The organism is Streptomyces typhae, from assembly GCF_009755605.1.
Taxonomy (GTDB): domain Bacteria; phylum Actinomycetota; class Actinomycetes; order Streptomycetales; family Streptomycetaceae; genus Streptomyces; species Streptomyces typhae.
The window spans coordinates 48,992-63,993 of the sequence record NZ_WPNZ01000038.1; the positions used below are offsets into that span (position 1 = coordinate 48,992).

A 15,002-nucleotide genomic window follows, 5' to 3' on the forward strand; every position below is an offset into this window, starting at 1 on the left:
CCCCCTTCCACCCGTACTGTTCGCGCCCTTCGGTACCCAACCGGGGCCACGTATCCGGCGCACACCGTCGGCGAGACGGTGTGCGGAGCTCGATGTGTGCCAGGCTTCCCCCAGGATGGTGGTGGCTGTCAGCCCTCCGTCTCCTCCTCGGTGGCCAGCCACTCCATGGCCATGTCGTACAGGGACTTCTTGTCACCGACGATCCATCGTGCCGGTCCCTGCACAGCGGTCGGCGCCTGATCCCAGCCGGCCAGCTCCCAGATGCGGTTGACGAGGCCGCTCGCCGAGTAGGGGGTGCCGTCGTAGGCCCACACCAGTGGCTTGGAGCGGTCGTTCGTCCAACTCGCCTGCTCCCTGCGGGGGTCGGCGGTCAGCCAGTCCCGTACCGCCTTCTCTTCCGTAGTGTTCATCGGGACGTACCGGACGGGAGTGCCCTCTGCCAGAAGCCGGGCGGTCACCAAGGTTGGCACCGCGTTCGGGCGGCGTGGGCGGCGGGGCTGCGGGGTGGGCGGCTGGTAAGTGTCGGGGACCTCCGGGACGGACTGCCCGGCCCGCACCATCGGTAGGACAAGGCCGACGAGTTCCTTGCAGCGGTCCTCGTTAGTGAACGTGCTGGTGAGAAAGGACTGCGGTCCGTAGACCGTGTCGATCTGGTGGATAAGCCACTCCACGACTGGTCTGACCAGGTCCGGGACGCGAGCGAGGAGGGGCACGAGATCGAACTGTGGGTCGTCGACGTCCTCCATGTCGGGGGCGAGGAGCTGGAAGACCAGGTGGCTGACGAGCAGATCACCGCGGAGCGTCGTGTCGGCTGCCCGGCCGCGCACCTGCTCGTGCAGCCGCTCCAGCGCCTCGCCGACCTCACGGTGGACCAGGACACAGCGCCAGATACGCAGGGCACTCGGCTCCTCGCCGAACAGCCGCGCGTAGTTGCCCAGCCGACCACTCTCCCAGAGCAGGTCTGTCGACCTCTTGGCGCGAACCGCCAGTTCCGGCGTGCGGTGCGCACAGGCCAGCGCGACGGCGGCATGCGCCACCGAGCAGCCCGCCTCCGGGGCCGGATCGGCCTCGCCACGCTTGTACACATACTGCTTACCGAGGGACAGGTCGAAATCCTCGCGGATGCGCGCCTGGGTGTCATCCAGGGCGATGAAGTCCCGTAGCGATACGTCGTTCTGGGTGTTGGTGGTCTGTGTGATGCGTTTCGCATAGGTGACCCGCTCGTCGCCGAGGTCGCCCAGGGCGATCACTCGGACGCTGACATCCGCATCTTCGACGGTGTCCGGTGTCAGGTTCCGTGCCTCGTGTATCGAGGTGACGGTCTGGGCGCCGTTGACGACGCTGACGTTCCCCAAGATGAGCTCTACCGGCTCGTCGGGGCGACGGCGGCCGATCCAGCGCTCTTCGATGCTGTCGCACAGCACCGTAATGCCGTTGTTGAAGTACCAGAAGTTGTCGGGCTCTTCTGCCAGTGTCTTCTGGATGCCGGAGTTGATCGTGGTCAGGCCGAGGGAGTTCCGGATGTTCTGGGAAAACAGGCGCGGACCGTGCCCGTCATACCACCCGGCCACCTCGCCAGCCGCTACCGTGCCCTGGAAGGCGGTGAACGGCGTATCGCGCTTGATCCACTTCTGCATCCGCACGGTGACGTCCACCGGGGCGGGCGACCGGTCATCCTTGAGCTGCTCCAACAGCTCACCCGCGCCCAGTAGTTCATAGCCGAGCATGGGGCCGTGCCCACGATGGTCCTCGACAGCGCGGTCCAGGACGTCCGTGGCGTGCTTGCTAAGCGGGTCGTCCCCGACGAGCGCTATGACCAGGTGGATCTTCAGGCGGGCGTCCGCCAACGCGGAGTTCAGTTGCGCGGTGAACGGCTGCAGCTTGTCGTTGAACACCTCGAACCTACGCTGCTCCAAGAGGCTGAGCCCGTCGACCAGAGCGAGGGCCGCATTCTGGTTAAAGCCCGCGTTCCCCTTGTCGTTCCACTTGGCCTGGACGAGCCACACCTGGGCTCCGTCGGTGACCGCGACCGCGTCGAGCCCGCCGTCCTCATACCCGTCGATGACAGCCTTCGCGCAGGTCTCGTGGTCCAGGCCGGTCTTGCGGCGCAGCGCTGTCGCTGCCACTGCCCGCGACAGCCATGCGCGCTCCAGGTCGCGACCCGACTTCTGTTCCAAACCGCTTTCGTCGATGAGTCCCCGATAGCCCCGCTTGAGTCCCTCCTCGATCTGGTGCAGTTCCTGACGCGTCGTCCTCGACGGCCCCCGCCCCGTACCGCTCACGCTTCTCCTCGGCTCCTCATTGCCACCCCGTTTGTGCACGCCGGGCCAGCGTAGCCCGGCACCTTGTCCGTGTGGACCTGACGTACGCTCACTCGAAGACCGGGATGCCCCATACATCGGGAGGTCGCCACCACATGACCATCGGCCGGACCAGACGTATCGCCGATCGCTACGAGCTGAGCGCGCTGCCGATGCCCGGCGGCATGGGTCTGGTCTGCGAGGGATATGACATCGTCCTCGACCGGCCCGTCGCCATTAAGCAAATCCGCGTCGAGAAGGCCCGCACACCCGCCGAACTCGCCGTGCTGGTGGGCCGGTTCCGGCGGGAGGCCCGTGTAACGGCACGGATCGAGCACCCGGGCGTGCCGGCGGTCTACGACGCGGCCATTGACCAGAGCGCCGAATCGCCCGATGACGCCGCCGAACTGTATGTAGTGATGCAGCTGATCCGGGGCATGGACTTGCGGGACCTCGTCGCCGAGCAGGGCCCTCTGCCTGTCGAGTGGGCGGTCGCCGTAGCCGCGCAGATCTGCTCCGTGCTGTCGTACGCGCACGCTGTACCCGTTGTTCATCGGGATCTGAAACCGAGCAACATCATGATCGACGGCAGCGGGGCCGTGAAGGTCCTCGACTTCGGTGTGGCCTCTGTCTTCGGGGCCGACACAGCCCAGCTGACCGAAACCGGCCGCCCGGTCGGCACCCGCGACTACATGGCTCCCGAGCAGTTCCTTGGCGTCGGCGTCAGCCCCCGCAGTGACCTCTACGGGCTGGGCTGCGTCCTACACGAGATGCTCGCGGGGCGCAAAGTGTTGTGCGGAACCGGCGATGCCGCACTGCGGCACGTCCACGGCAGCCCCGAACCACTGCGCTCCCTGCGGCCCGACGTCCCCGTTGAGCTGGAACGGCTCGTACTGGACCTCCTGGAGAAGAACCCCGACGACCGCCCCGCTGATGCGCATGCCGTCCACGACCGACTCGTCCCACACCTCCCGTCGCCCGGCACCGCACCGCGAGGCCCGTCTGGCCTGGCAGATCCGACTCGCCCCTATCGCGCACCCCTCGCTCCCAAGAGCCGCCTGGGCCTACGCACCGAGCCTGGACCGGCGCGTCCCGCACCGCCCGCTCTGTCCGACGCGCTCGTCCAGGAGGGGGAGGAGAAAGCGGTACGGCTGTTTGAGGAGGGGCGCTTCACGCAGGCCGCTCATGTGCTGGACGAGTTGCTCGACCAAGCCGACCCGCTCGACCCGCGGTTGGCAGAGACCCGGCGCATCCACGCGGGCGTGCTGCTCGCAGGAGAGGATTTCCGCCGTGCTCTCGGCGCGTTCAAGTATTTGGCAGCCGAAGCGAAGAACGGCAGAGACCTCCGTGAATACCGCCAGCACATCGCGCTGTGCCTGGCGACCCTCGGCGAGCACGAACAGGCACTGGAGGAGTACCGCTCTCTGCTGCCAGAAGCGCCGGACACCGAGACCATCGTGCTTCGGCAGAAGATCGCCGATCTTCTGTTGGCGCTGCATCGCGCGGACGAGGCGGCCGACTTGCTGCGAAGCCTTGTCAGCGAACTTCCTCCGGAACATCCCTCCGCGGTGCGCTCCCGCGAGCTGCTCAAGCGCATCCAACTCGCGGGAGGAGCCACCGGATAAGGAGCTGGCGAGTCTACTTACCAGGGTGCACCGGGCCTCGAGGGCGCCATCTACGGGCCCAGATTCCTGATCAGGGACCGCCAGACGCCGCGGTCGTCCAGGGAGTTCGGTCACGCTGTTTGCCGTTCTCCCTCTCGGCTCGCCCGGGCAGGACCCGATGTGTCCGAGACGGCATCAGCACGCTCGACCGCACTTCCGAGATGTACCGGCGCCGACTGCCGGCGTTGCTGCCCACCAGGCCCTTGGTGAAGGTGAGGAGCTTGAGTCCGCTGATGTGATTGCGCGATAGACGCTAGCAGGGGTGACATGCCCTCAGAATTCCCTGTGTCCATACCCCTTGGCCCCAGAGCTGTGCTAGGCCGTGGGCCCTGGAACAGGGCTTCTTGCCGTGCCCCTTGCCGACTCATCGAAGGCTTCAGCGCGGGACGGTCGTCTTCGTCACCATGCGCGAGGGTTCAGCAGCTGCCGAGACCGCCCGCGGCGGGATCGACACCAGCCGCGACCGTCCCTCAACCCTCACCGTGGCATGAATGCGCAGGTCAGCGCCCCTGACACGACCGGCCATGTTTTGTGGCTCCCGGGCTCGAACCTGTGGTCAAGCGCCACCGGTCTACCGATTCAACTGGACGACCATCTGGATCACCAGGTGCCCGCCCCCGACCGGCGACTTCCCTGGTTCCCATGTCCTGGGTCCCCCGCCAGGGATTCGCACCTGCGCGGACGCACGACCAACATTTCCACTCGCCCAGACACCGGTCGGCGGCTACGTCAGAGCCAGCTCCAATTCGGAGCTGAGCGGCGTGATCCGTGGGCTCCCGGTGCAAGTCCCCCCTCGGACACCAGCAACCAGCAGGAACAGCCCCTCACGAGGGGCTTTCTTCATTTCTGGGCAGTGGCGTGACCAACCATGTGACCAATGGCCCAGAGAGTTCCCTGGTCAGACCAGGGATGACAGGCCGATTCGGGCCGCACTGGACGCGGCCAGCTTCTTGGCTCCCTCGGCGCGACGCCTGCCGTAGCGCGTCATGGTGTAGCCCGGCGAGTGGTGCCGGGCGTTGGCGGAGACCTCCACCGGGTTCTCGTGGCTGTCGAGATCGTTTGTGATCTTCGACGCCCGCCAGTCGTGCAGCCGGAAGCCGTCCGGCAGTTTCATCCGCGCACGGGCTGTGCGCCAGCGGGCAGCCGCATCCTGCCCTTCCTGCTCGGCTTTGTGCCCTTGCTCGATGACGACCGCGCGCGTCTGCCCAAGGTCGACGGACGCGAACTGTCTGAGGCCTACGGGTGGGCGACCGCTCGGGCGCGTGCGATCACGTTCGGGGAAGGTGCTCGGCCGTTGTGGCGGATCGTGCGTCGGTACGCCCGCATCCTTGGCGAGACCCTGCCCGAGGGGTGGGCCGTGTTCATCGAGCGGACCGCAGAGCAGACGCTCCAGGGTCGCGGCCTGCCGCTGAGGTCAAGGAACTGCCCGGCATCGTCGTCACGCAGGAACGGAACGGGGTCGGCCGTCCGGCCATCGTGTTCACGCTCGACGACGACAGTTCCTGTGACGCTCCGTCCACCATGAGGCCCCAGCAGGCGAAGCGGACAGAAACGGACCGTAATGGAAATGGGGCCGCTGTTGTCTCGATGAACGGCTACCGCCCGGCCCCCGAGCACGTCCCCGAACCGCTGCCGATGAAAGGGCCGGAACCGCTCAACACCGGCAACCCGTTCCTGACGCTGCTCTAACGAATCAACGAAGCGCCCCGGCCCGTACGGGCCGGGGCACCCTCGAGCCCTGGAGCATGTCACGGGACGACGTGCCGAAGACCTCGGGTTCACACTGTCTGTCATGGCACGCGTGCACGACGACGGAGCAGGGGGACACGACATGGAGTCGGCATCCGAAGGTGTGGCTGTCGCGGCGGGAGACGTGGGAACGGCCACGGAGTCCGCAGGACAGTACGGCGGGGTGTGGCTCTCCCGATACGAGTACTTCTCGTCGGGCCGCGACAGCGCCTATGACGGCAAGCACTACGTAGTGATCGTTCAGACCGGCAACCACCTCACGGCCCGGAGCCTGCCCGGAGCGAGCGGCAACCCCGACAGCCCTCTGTCCCTTGACCTCACCCTCGATCGGTCGGTGGTGACGGGCACGTGGACGGAGCAGACCGCTTCCGACGGCTACTACCAAGGCGCTCGCTATCACGGAGCGATTCAGATGCTGGTGGAGCCGACGGGGCGTCGCATGGCCGGGAAGTGGGTCGGGTTCGGCAAGGACTTCGACGTCAACACCGGTCCCTGGGAGCTGCGCCTGATGGACCCGTCCACGAGCAAGGCCACACTGGAGCGGTGCAGCCGCCCTCCTGAGTAGACGTTGGCAACGTGGGTTTCCGCGTTCGTCCTGTGGCCGGAATGCGCCTGCCCCCCGCACGGGCGGGCCGACGACACTTGCCGCCATGCCGAATGGTGCTCAGCGCGTCGTCAGCGGCCTTTTCGAGGCGGGGGTGCGGGTGTGCTTCGCCAACCCGGGGACCTCCGAGCTGCATCTGGTGGCCGCGCTCGACGACGTGCCGGGGATGCGGCGGGTGCTGTGTCTCTTCGAAGGGGTGGCGACGGGGGCTGCGGACGGGTACGGGCGGATGGCCGGGGAGCCTGGCTGCACGCTGTTGCACCTCGGTCCCGGGCTCGCCGGCGGGCTGCCCAATCTGCACAACGCGCGGCGGGCGGGAACGCCGATCGTCAATGTGATCGGTGATCACGCGCTGCGCCACAAGCGTCTCGACGCGCCGCTGGAGTCGGACATCGGCGCCCTCGCCGGCACGGTGTCCGCCTGGACCCGGCGCGCCTTCGACGCGGCGGACCTCGTCGGCGACGCCGCCGAGGCCGTCGCCGCGGCCGCCGGGCCGCCCCGCGCCGTCGCCACCCTGATCGTTCCCGCCGATGTGGCGTGGGCGGACGCGGGGGACGCGGTCGGGGCGCCCGGGATGCCGCGGGGCGTCGCGGCTCGGGGGCTCGTGTCCGAGGTCGAGGTCGCCGGGGTGGCCGCGGCGCTGCGCTCCGGTGCGCCCGCCGCGCTGCTCCTCGGTGGCGCCGCCACCCACGGGCCCGGCCTCCGGGCCGCCGCACGCGTCGCCGCCGCCACCGGGGCGCGGCTGCTGTGCGAGACGTTCCCCGCGCGCCTGGAGCGCGGCGCCGGGCTGCCGCCCGTGGAACGCCTCGGCTACCGTGCCGCCGACGCGGCCGCCCTGCTCTCCGGCGTACGCCACCTCGTGCTCGCCGGGGCGTCGGTGCCGGTGCCCTTCTTCGCTTATCCGGGGCAGGACGACACCGTCGTCCCCGGGGGGTGCGAGGTGCGGGCCCTCGGGGGCGGTGGGAGCGGGGACGTGGTCGCGGGGCTGAGTGCGGTGGCCGACGTGGTGGGGGGCCGCGGGCCGGTGTCCGCTCCCCCGGCGCAGGAGGCGGTGCGGCCGGTCGTTCCGGACGGTGCGCTCACCGGTGAGAGCGCCGCCGCCGTGCTCGGCGCGCTGCTCCCCGAGGGCGCCGTCGTCGTCGACGAGGCCAACACCTCCGGGATCTGGCTGCCGGGGGCCACCGCCGGGGCGCCGCCGCACGACTGGCTGACGCTGACCGGCGGGGCGCTCGGGCAGGGCCTGCCCCTCGCGGTGGGGGCGGCCGTCGCCTGCCCCGGGCGGCCCGTCGTCGCCCTGGTCGCCGACGGGGCCGCGATGTACACGCCGCAGGCGCTGTGGACGCTCGCGCGGGAGGGCCTCGACGTCACCGTCGTCGTCTTCAGCAACCGCGCGTACGCCATTCTGGAGCTGGAGCAGATGATGCTCGGCGGGGCGGGTGTCGGCGCGGCGGGGCGGGAGCTCTTCGACCTGGACCGGCCCGCGCTCGACTTCGTCGCCCTGGCGCGCGGCATGGGCGTCGACGCGGGGCGGGCCGCGACGGTGGCGGAGTTCTCCGCCCTCGTCGGGCGGGGCCTGCGGGAGCCGGGGCCCTTCCTGGTGGAGTGTGTGGTGCCCGCGATCGGCCGGCCCGCGCGCGGCGGACCGGCCGGGACGGACTCCTAGGGCCAGTCGTCGAACTCCCTCCGTCGCCTGGAGAACGGCCCTGCAATCTCCCTCCGTCGCCCGGAGGGCGGCCCTGCGATCTCCCCCCGTCGTCCGGCAGGCGGCCCTGCGGAGTTCGACGACAGGCCCTGGCCGCGGGGCCGTACCCGCCTCACGTACTGCCGTTGCTCGTCGGGTGGACCTGGCGCCAGGGCGCGAACGCGGTGCCCGAGCGCGGGATCAGGGACGCCAGTTCGGGGCAGTGGCGCAGGATCACCGAGTTCATGCCGCCCTTCTGGACCCAGTCGATGCCGAGCGGAGTGTAGATCTCCGGGCGGAAGTCGACGGTGAGGAAGCGGTCGCTCTGGAGGCGGCGGGTCGCCATCAGGATGAAGATGCGGAACGCGGTGTCGCTGAAGCCGAAGCCGGTGGGCGGGTTCTCGGCGAAGAGGCCGACCATGGTGTCGATCTCGTCGACCGAGCTGTAGACGTCCTTCAGGCGGGCGAGGGTCTCGGGGTTCTCCGTGAGGTCCTCGAAGTCGCGGATGCGCTCCTTGTGCAGGCCCGCGCGGAAGTCGTTGTAGCGGGGCACGCCGCGGCGGCGGGTGCGGACGAGGTCGACGACGGACAGGTCGATGATCTCGCCCTCGCGCTCGAACTTCTGCAGCGCGCGCGGGAAGTTGTGCAGCGTGATCGCGCCGGGGTGGGCGATCCCGAAGGAGTACAGGCTGTTGGCGAGGCCCGTCTTGCGGATGGCGCCCTCGGCCGCGCCGCCGTTCAGGTCGAGGAAGCCGACCGTCTCCAGGCGCTGCCCGAAGTGGTGCTCGCGCAGGTCGAAGTCGTCCGGGATCAGCGGGTGCATGCGGTAGACGGTGACGAAGTCCTCGGTGAGCGAGTACGGCGCGCCGTGGTGGTCGGGCAGCGTCTTCGGGATGCCCGTGAGGGAGTGGGCCTCCAGGAGCCACAGGCCGAGCTTCTGCAGCCAGCTGTCCGGCGGTCCGTCCCAGTTGGTGTGCAGACCGAGGTCGATGGCCTCGGTGGCGAGGATCGCCGGGGTCCACTCCACCGTGTGGATCTTCGCGATGAGCGCGGAGACCACGAGCCGGGCCGTGTGGTAGACGGACTCCTCGCTCATGGACGGGTACGTGCGGCGCAGCGCGGCGCAGACCGCGTTGTGCTCGCGGGCGAACAGCGTGTGCATCAGGCTCAGGCCGAGCCACCAGTTGTCGGTGAAGCCGGACAGCGGGACGCCGTTCGGGCCGATGGGCAGATGTCCCTCCTCCAGGCGCAGGTCGGCGCCGCCGTCGGGGGCGCGCAGCTGTCGCGCGGTCGCCTCGTCGGCGCCGTACACCTCGGAGCCGTCCCACCAGTGGGACGCGGTGTTGGCGAAGAGGACGGGCGGCCGGCCGCCGGGCACCTGCATGCCCTCGTTCTCGGCGAACCGCATGACGTGCTCGGCCGGTCCGCCGGGGGTGTTGTACCAGGCGGAGCCGGGCGGCAGCGGCACCTCGACGGTCTTGGTGCCCGCGGGATGGCGGCGGTGGTTGACCCAGTCGTGGACCTGGAACTGGATCCACGCGGCGGCCAGGACGTTGAGGGACGTCGCGGGCACGAAGCTCTCGCGGTGCAGGAGCCGGCGGCTGACCGTGACCGGGTTCGGGGTGTCGAAGAGGTCGGGGCGGTAGTCGGGGACGAGGTTGCGGCCGAAGGCGGCGCCGACGGCGCCCATGGCGGGGGCGGACAGGTCGTTGAACGTACCGTCGTAGGAGCGCGCGGTGCGCAGGCTCTCGTGCGGGGCCAGGGGCACCGGCACGGCCCTCGGCGGCGCCTCGTGCGGGTCGGTGTCGATGAGGTTGAAGCGGCGCAGCGCCTTGCGCAGGAACACCAGGTTGAGCAGGCTCAGCTGGAGCGGCAGGCGGTGCCAGGGCACGGCCCGGTTCAGCGTCCGGAAGGCGGCGCCCACGGGCACCCCGAGTACCCGGTTGCGCAGGGGCTCCTCGGTGCGGAAGCGCAGCCCCCTGCGGTAGGCCGCGCTCGCCTCGTACGCGGCCTTGCGGGCGCGGTTGAGGTTGCCGAGCGGCCGGAAGTCGTCGGTGGTGTACCAGGGGTTGAAGGCGAGGTCGTCCACGCGCAGCGCGGCCGAGCGGGCCTCGGCGGTGTCCACGTCCTGGCTCGGGACGGTGAGCCGGGCGACGGGCACGGCGGGCGCGACGGCGTCCCGCCACTCCACGGAGCCGTCCTCGATGGGCGTGCGCTTCTCGTCCACGTACCGCTGGAGACACAGGTCGAAGGCGACGTCCGCGGTCACCAGGCGGTGGGCGAGGTCGCGGTGCAGGTAGTTCGGGTCGCGGCGGTCGGGGCGGGGGCCCGGGGCGGCGCCGCCCGCCGGGCGCAGCAGATACCGTACGGGTCCCGCGGAGCCCCACAGGATCGCGCCGCGGCTCCAGAACGTCTCTGCGGCGAGGCTGGTGACGGTGTGCCGGGTCGCGGCCCTGATGTTGCGGCGCATGCGGTCGGCGGTGGACAGGCCGACGGCGAGCGGGAGCTTCACGAAGAGACCGAAGGCCTTCTGGAGCGTGGTGCGGGCGCCCGCCATGGACTTGGCGAAGGCGATGAACTCGCGGGCGTCCTTGGCGTGCGACACCGGCCAGTTGGTGGCGAGCAGGTCGTGACTCTCGTCCGCGGACACCTCCACGCGTACGGCGACGCCGCGCAGGTCGGGTGCGGCGTCGGCCTGCCGGATGCCGCTGGCGTTGGAGAGCCGTACCGTCGCCGGGTACTCGGCGCCCGGCTGCGCGAAGCCGTGCCGCAGGTCCTCCGGCAGGTCGTCGCGGAAGCGCAGTCGGGCGTTCTCCACCGCGAGCACGGCCTTGGCGTGCTGGGCGCGGGCGGGCGCGCCGGCGCCCGCGGCGCGGGCGTCGGCGGCCTGCACCTTCATCAGCTCACGGGCGAGGCGCTCGAAGAGGACGCGCTCCGCCTGGGGGGTTCCTCCGAGATAGCGCTCGTAACTCTGCTCGTGCTGTCCTTGCTCGTACTGTCCTTGCTCGTACTGTCCTGACTCGTACTGTCCTGAAGAGACCATCGGGCGCTTCCTTCGTACGCAGGAGGAAACGGAGAGTAGCGGGTGTCCGGCAGGGGGCGTCGACGCTACTGGTGCCGCCGTCCGCCCACAGCGGGCGAACCCGCCTATGTGCGCGGCCGCCCCCTGGTCCCGCCAGGGCCTCGAACTGCCGCTCGCCTCACGGTGTTTGGGCCCGTCAGGGCCGCGCGGCGGGCCCGGCCGACACCTCGGGCCGCGTCCCGTGCGCGTCTTCCTCTCCAGGGGCCCCACCCGCCGGGGCCCCCGGATGGCCGGGTCCCGACGGGTGACGGCGGTCAGCCCGGCAAGCCCGGTCGGTCCAGTCGCTCCGGTCGGTCCGGTCGGTCCGGTCGCTCCGGTCGGTCAGTCGATGAAGTCGCCGTCCACGTACACCCACGCACCGTCGACGCGCTCGAAGCGGCTGCGCTCGTGCAGGGCGTCGGGGCGGCCGCCGTCGGTGTAGCGGGCGCGGAAGGTGACGGTGCCGATGGTGTGGAAGGCGGTGCCGTCGGTCGTCTCCTCGATGTCGAGGCCCGTCCAGCGCATCGCCGGGTCGAACTCGACGCGGGGCGGGCGGGTCCGCGGGTGCCAGGTGCGCAGCAGGTACGCCTCGTCGCGCCGGGCGAAGGCGGTGAAGCGGGAGCGCATCAGTTGTTCCGGGGTCGCGGCGGTCGCCTCTCCCCTGTGCAGGGGGGCGCAGCAGGCCTCGTACCGGGCGGGGGTGCCGCAGGGGCAGGCGGCGGGCTTCGGCGCGGGGCGCCGGGGGCGGTGGGGCTGTCGGGGCATGGGGGCATTCTCCCCCCCGGCGGAGAGTCGCGGATCCGTCTGCCGGGGCCCGTTCTCGTGCGTCTGCGGGTGCGTCGTGGCTGGTCGCGCAGTTCCCCGCGCCCCTTGAGGGGGCGTTGCTGGGCGTGCAGGTTCCCGCGCCCCTTGAGGGGGCGTTGCTGGGCGTGCAGGTTCCCGCGCCCCTTGAGGGGGCGTTGCTGGGCGCGCAGGTTCCCGCGGCCCTCAGCGGGGCGGCGCCAAGATGTCCAGTTCTCTCAGGGCGCCCTCGGCGATCTCGCGGGTGAGGGCCTCGGCGCGGGGGGCGTCGCCCTCCCGTACCGCCTCGGCGACGCGGACGTGCAGGGTGACGGCGGCCGGGTCGGGGTCCTCGAACATCACGTCGTGGTGGGTGCGGCCCGCCAGGATCTCGGCGACCACGTCGCCGAGCCGGGCGAACATCTCGTTGCCGGAGGCGTCGAGGACGACACGGTGGAAGGCGATGTCGTGCACGAGGTACGCCTCCAGCCGGCGGCCGCGCGAGGTGGCGACCATGCCGAGCGCGCTCTCGGTGAGGGCCGCGCACTGCTCGGCGCTCGCGTGCCGCGCGGCCAGGCCCGCGGCCACCGGTTCCACGGCCGAGCGCAGGACGGTCAGGGAGCGCAGCTGGCGCGGGCGGTCGGCGCCCGCGAGGCGCCAGCGGATGACCTGCGGGTCGTAGACGTTCCACTCCGCGGTGGGCAGCACGGTCACGCCGACGCGGCGCCGCGAGGCGACCAGGTGCATGGATTCCAGGACGCGCACCACCTCACGCATCACCGAACGTGACACCTCGAACCGCTGCGCGAGTTCGTCCGTGCGCAGGACGCTGCCGGGTGGGTACTCGCCCGCAGTGATGGCGGGCCCGAGGCTGTCCAGTACGTGGGCGTGCAGCCCCCGGGCCTGTGCGGTCATGACGTCAGCGTACGAGGGAGCCACCGTGGCCAAAAAGTCAGACTTTTACATCACAGGCTCTTGAATTCGTCAGACCTAATAGGTTTCAGTGGCGTGAACTGATCGATGTCGACGAGGACAGCGAGGCAACAGCAGCCATGAGCACCACCCACGTCGTCGTAGTGATGGGCGTAGCGGGCACCGGGAAGACCACGGTCGGCCCCCTGCTCGCGGCCCGGCTCGGCGTCCCCTACGCCGAGGGCGACGACTTCCACCCCGAGGCGAACATCGCCAAGATGTCGGCCGGCACCCCGCTGACCGACGAGGACCGCATGCCGTGGCTGGATGCCATCGGTGAGTGGGCCCACGGCCGGGCCGGGCTCGGCGGCGTGGTCAGCAGTTCCGCGCTGAAGCGGGCCTACCGGGACCGGCTGCGGGCGGCCGCCCCCGGCCTCGTCTTCGTGCATCTGACCGGTGACCGGGCCCTCATCGAGGACCGGATGTCCCATCGCGAGGGCCACTTCATGCCGACCAAGCTCCTCGACTCGCAGTTCGCGACGCTCCAGCCGCTCGGTGCGGACGAGGCGGGCGTCGGGGTCGATGTCGCGGGGACTCCGGAGGAGATCGCGGACCGGGCCGTCGCGGCTCTGGCCGAGCTCGACGGCTGACCCGGCGCCCGCCTCCTTCGCTTCTCTCGCCCCCCTCGCTTCCCCTCGCTTCCCCCGTCTCCCTCACGTTCACGCATACGCACACGCACACGCACACGCACAAGGAACCCACACCGTGACCAGTCTCAGCGTCGAGATGCTGGCAGCGGACCCCGTCGAACCGATCACCTCGGCGGGCCATGCCCAGCTCGGGATCGCCGTTCTCGCGGGCATCGCCGTCATCGTTCTGCTCATCACGAAGTTCAAGGTCCACGCCTTCCTGGCGCTGACCATCGGCTCCCTGGCGCTCGGCGCCTTCGCGGGCGCCCCGCTCGACAAGGCGATCAGCAGCTTCACCGCCGGGCTCGGGTCCACCGTCGCGGGCGTCGGTGTGCTCATCGCGCTCGGCGCGATCCTCGGCAAGCTGCTCGCCGACTCCGGCGGCGCCGATCAGATCGTGGACACGATCCTGGCCAGGGCGGGCGGGCGCGCCATGCCGTGGGCGATGGTCCTCATCGCCTCGGTGATCGGGCTTCCGCTGTTCTTCGAGGTCGGCATCGTGCTGCTGATCCCGGTCGTGCTCATGGTCGCCAAGCGCGGCAACTACTCGCTGATGCGGATCGGTATCCCCGCGCTCGCCGGTCTGTCCGTGATGCACGGCCTGATCCCGCCGCACCCCGGCCCGCTCGTCGCCATCGACGCGGTGAAGGCCAACCTCGGCGTGACGCTTGCCCTCGGTGTGCTCGTCGCCATCCCCACCGTGATCATCGCGGGGCCCCTGTTCTCCAAGGTCGCCGCGCGCTGGGTGGACGTGGCGCCGCCGGAGAAGATGATTCCGCAGCGGGCCTCCGAGGAACTGGAGAAGCGGCCCGGGTTCGGGGCCACGGTCGCCACCGTGCTGCTGCCGGTCGTCCTGATGCTCGCCAAGGCGCTCGTCGACATCGTCGTGGACGACCCCGACGCGACCGTGCAGCGCGTCTTCGACGTCATCGGGTCGCCGCTGATCGCGTTGCTCGCCGCCGTGCTCGTGGGCATGTTCACCCTGGGGCGGGCCGCCGGGTTCACCAAGGACCGTCTCTCCTCGACCGTGGAGAAGTCGCTCGCGCCCATCGCGGGTGTGCTGATGATCGTCGGGGCGGGGGGCGGCTTCAAGCAGACCCTCATCGACGTGGGCGTCGGGCAGATGATCCTCGACTTCTCCGAGGACTGGTCGATTCCGGCGCTGCTGCTCGCCTGGCTCATCGCCGTCGCGATCCGGCTGGCCACGGGGTCGGCGACCGTTGCCACGATTTCCGCCGCGGGGCTCGTGGCTCCGTTGGCCGCGGACATGTCCACTGCGCACACCGCGTTGCTCGTGCTGGCCATCGGGGCCGGGTCGCTGTTCTTCAGCCATGTGAACGATGCGGGGTTCTGGCTGGTGAAGGAGTACTTCGGGCTCGATGTCGGGCAGACCATCAAGACGTGGTCCGTGATGGAGTCCATCATCTCGGTGGTGGCGCTGGGGTTCGTGATGTTGCTGTCGCTGGTGCTGTAGCCCCCACCCCGCCCCTTCCCGAAACCATGGGGCTCCGCCCCCTGGACCCCCAAAGCAATCGGCGCTGCGCGCCTCGTCCTCAAACGCC

General features: G+C 70.5%; 9 protein-coding genes and 1 pseudogene. 5 read left to right on the forward strand and 5 right to left on the reverse strand.

From position 1 onward, the window contains the following. Positions 1–128: 128 nt before the first annotated feature. Positions 129–2,282 (reverse strand): AIPR family protein, encoded by a 2,154-nt coding sequence (locus GPA10_RS40115; RefSeq protein ID WP_343041860.1) that lies wholly within the window; start codon positions 2,280–2,282, stop codon positions 129–131. Positions 2,283–2,416: 134 nt separating this feature from the next. Here GPA10_RS40115 and GPA10_RS40120 point away from each other — a divergent pair, with 134 nt between their 5' ends. Beyond that, positions 2,417–3,925 (forward strand): serine/threonine-protein kinase, encoded by a 1,509-nt coding sequence (locus GPA10_RS40120; RefSeq protein ID WP_157169720.1) that lies wholly within the window; start codon positions 2,417–2,419, stop codon positions 3,923–3,925. Positions 3,926–4,862: 937 nt separating this feature from the next. On the opposite strand, the gene GPA10_RS40125 is transcribed toward GPA10_RS40120, so the two are convergent. Next, on the reverse strand, positions 4,863–5,078 hold the full coding sequence (locus GPA10_RS40125; protein ID WP_157169721.1) for a hypothetical protein: 216 nt from the start codon (positions 5,076–5,078) through the stop codon (positions 4,863–4,865). Between the two features lie 606 nt (positions 5,079–5,684). Between GPA10_RS40125 and GPA10_RS40130 the strand changes: the two are divergent. Further along, positions 5,685–6,278: pseudogene (locus GPA10_RS40130) on the forward strand (XRE family transcriptional regulator); the annotation flags it as partial. A gap of 85 nt (positions 6,279–6,363) precedes the next feature. Next, positions 6,364–7,980 carry an acetolactate synthase large subunit gene (locus GPA10_RS40135; protein ID WP_157169722.1) on the forward strand — a complete coding sequence of 539 codons (1,617 nt, stop codon included), beginning with the start codon at positions 6,364–6,366 and terminating at the stop codon, positions 7,978–7,980. Positions 7,981–8,131: 151 nt separating this feature from the next. Here the strand turns inward: GPA10_RS40135 and GPA10_RS40140 are convergent, their stop codons facing one another. From GPA10_RS40140 to GPA10_RS40150, 3 genes are all read right to left on the reverse strand, one after another. Continuing rightward, complete coding sequence (locus GPA10_RS40140) at positions 8,132–11,041, reverse strand: peroxidase family protein (protein WP_157169723.1); 2,910 nt, start codon at positions 11,039–11,041, stop codon at positions 8,132–8,134. A gap of 360 nt (positions 11,042–11,401) precedes the next feature. Then, positions 11,402–11,824 carry a YchJ family protein gene (locus GPA10_RS40145; RefSeq protein ID WP_157169724.1) on the reverse strand — a complete coding sequence of 141 codons (423 nt, stop codon included), beginning with the start codon at positions 11,822–11,824 and terminating at the stop codon, positions 11,402–11,404. A 222-nt stretch (positions 11,825–12,046) separates the two neighbouring features. After that, positions 12,047–12,754 (reverse strand): FadR/GntR family transcriptional regulator, encoded by a 708-nt coding sequence (locus GPA10_RS40150; RefSeq protein WP_058852326.1) that lies wholly within the window; start codon positions 12,752–12,754, stop codon positions 12,047–12,049. Between the two features lie 137 nt (positions 12,755–12,891). Between GPA10_RS40150 and GPA10_RS40155 the strand changes: the two genes are divergently transcribed. Together GPA10_RS40155 and GPA10_RS40160 are read left to right on the forward strand one after the other, a co-directional pair. Beyond that, positions 12,892–13,401 carry a gluconokinase gene (locus GPA10_RS40155; RefSeq protein WP_157169725.1) on the forward strand — a complete coding sequence of 170 codons (510 nt, stop codon included), beginning with the start codon at positions 12,892–12,894 and terminating at the stop codon, positions 13,399–13,401. Between the two features lie 115 nt (positions 13,402–13,516). Further along, the gene (locus GPA10_RS40160; protein WP_343041861.1) at positions 13,517–14,914 is read left to right on the forward strand and encodes a GntT/GntP/DsdX family permease; all 1,398 of its coding nucleotides are present in this window, start codon (positions 13,517–13,519) and stop codon (positions 14,912–14,914) included. Positions 14,915–15,002 lie beyond the last annotated feature (88 nt).

Bases quoted from the DNA above. Each gene is read 5' to 3' on its own strand.
- GPA10_RS40120 (WP_157169720.1), top strand. From the start codon at position 2,417: ATGACCATCGGCCGGACCAGACGTATCGCCGATCGCTACGAGCTGAGC.
- GPA10_RS40125 (WP_157169721.1), bottom strand. From the start codon at position 5,078: ATGAAACTGCCGGACGGCTTCCGGCTGCACGACTGGCGGGCGTCGAAG.
- GPA10_RS40135 (WP_157169722.1), top strand. From the start codon at position 6,364: ATGCCGAATGGTGCTCAGCGCGTCGTCAGCGGCCTTTTCGAGGCGGGG.
- GPA10_RS40140 (WP_157169723.1), bottom strand. From the start codon at position 11,041: ATGGTCTCTTCAGGACAGTACGAGTCAGGACAGTACGAGCAAGGACAG.
- GPA10_RS40145 (WP_157169724.1), bottom strand. From the start codon at position 11,824: ATGCCCCGACAGCCCCACCGCCCCCGGCGCCCCGCGCCGAAGCCCGCC.
- GPA10_RS40150 (WP_058852326.1), bottom strand. From the start codon at position 12,754: ATGACCGCACAGGCCCGGGGGCTGCACGCCCACGTACTGGACAGCCTC.
- GPA10_RS40155 (WP_157169725.1), top strand. From the start codon at position 12,892: ATGAGCACCACCCACGTCGTCGTAGTGATGGGCGTAGCGGGCACCGGG.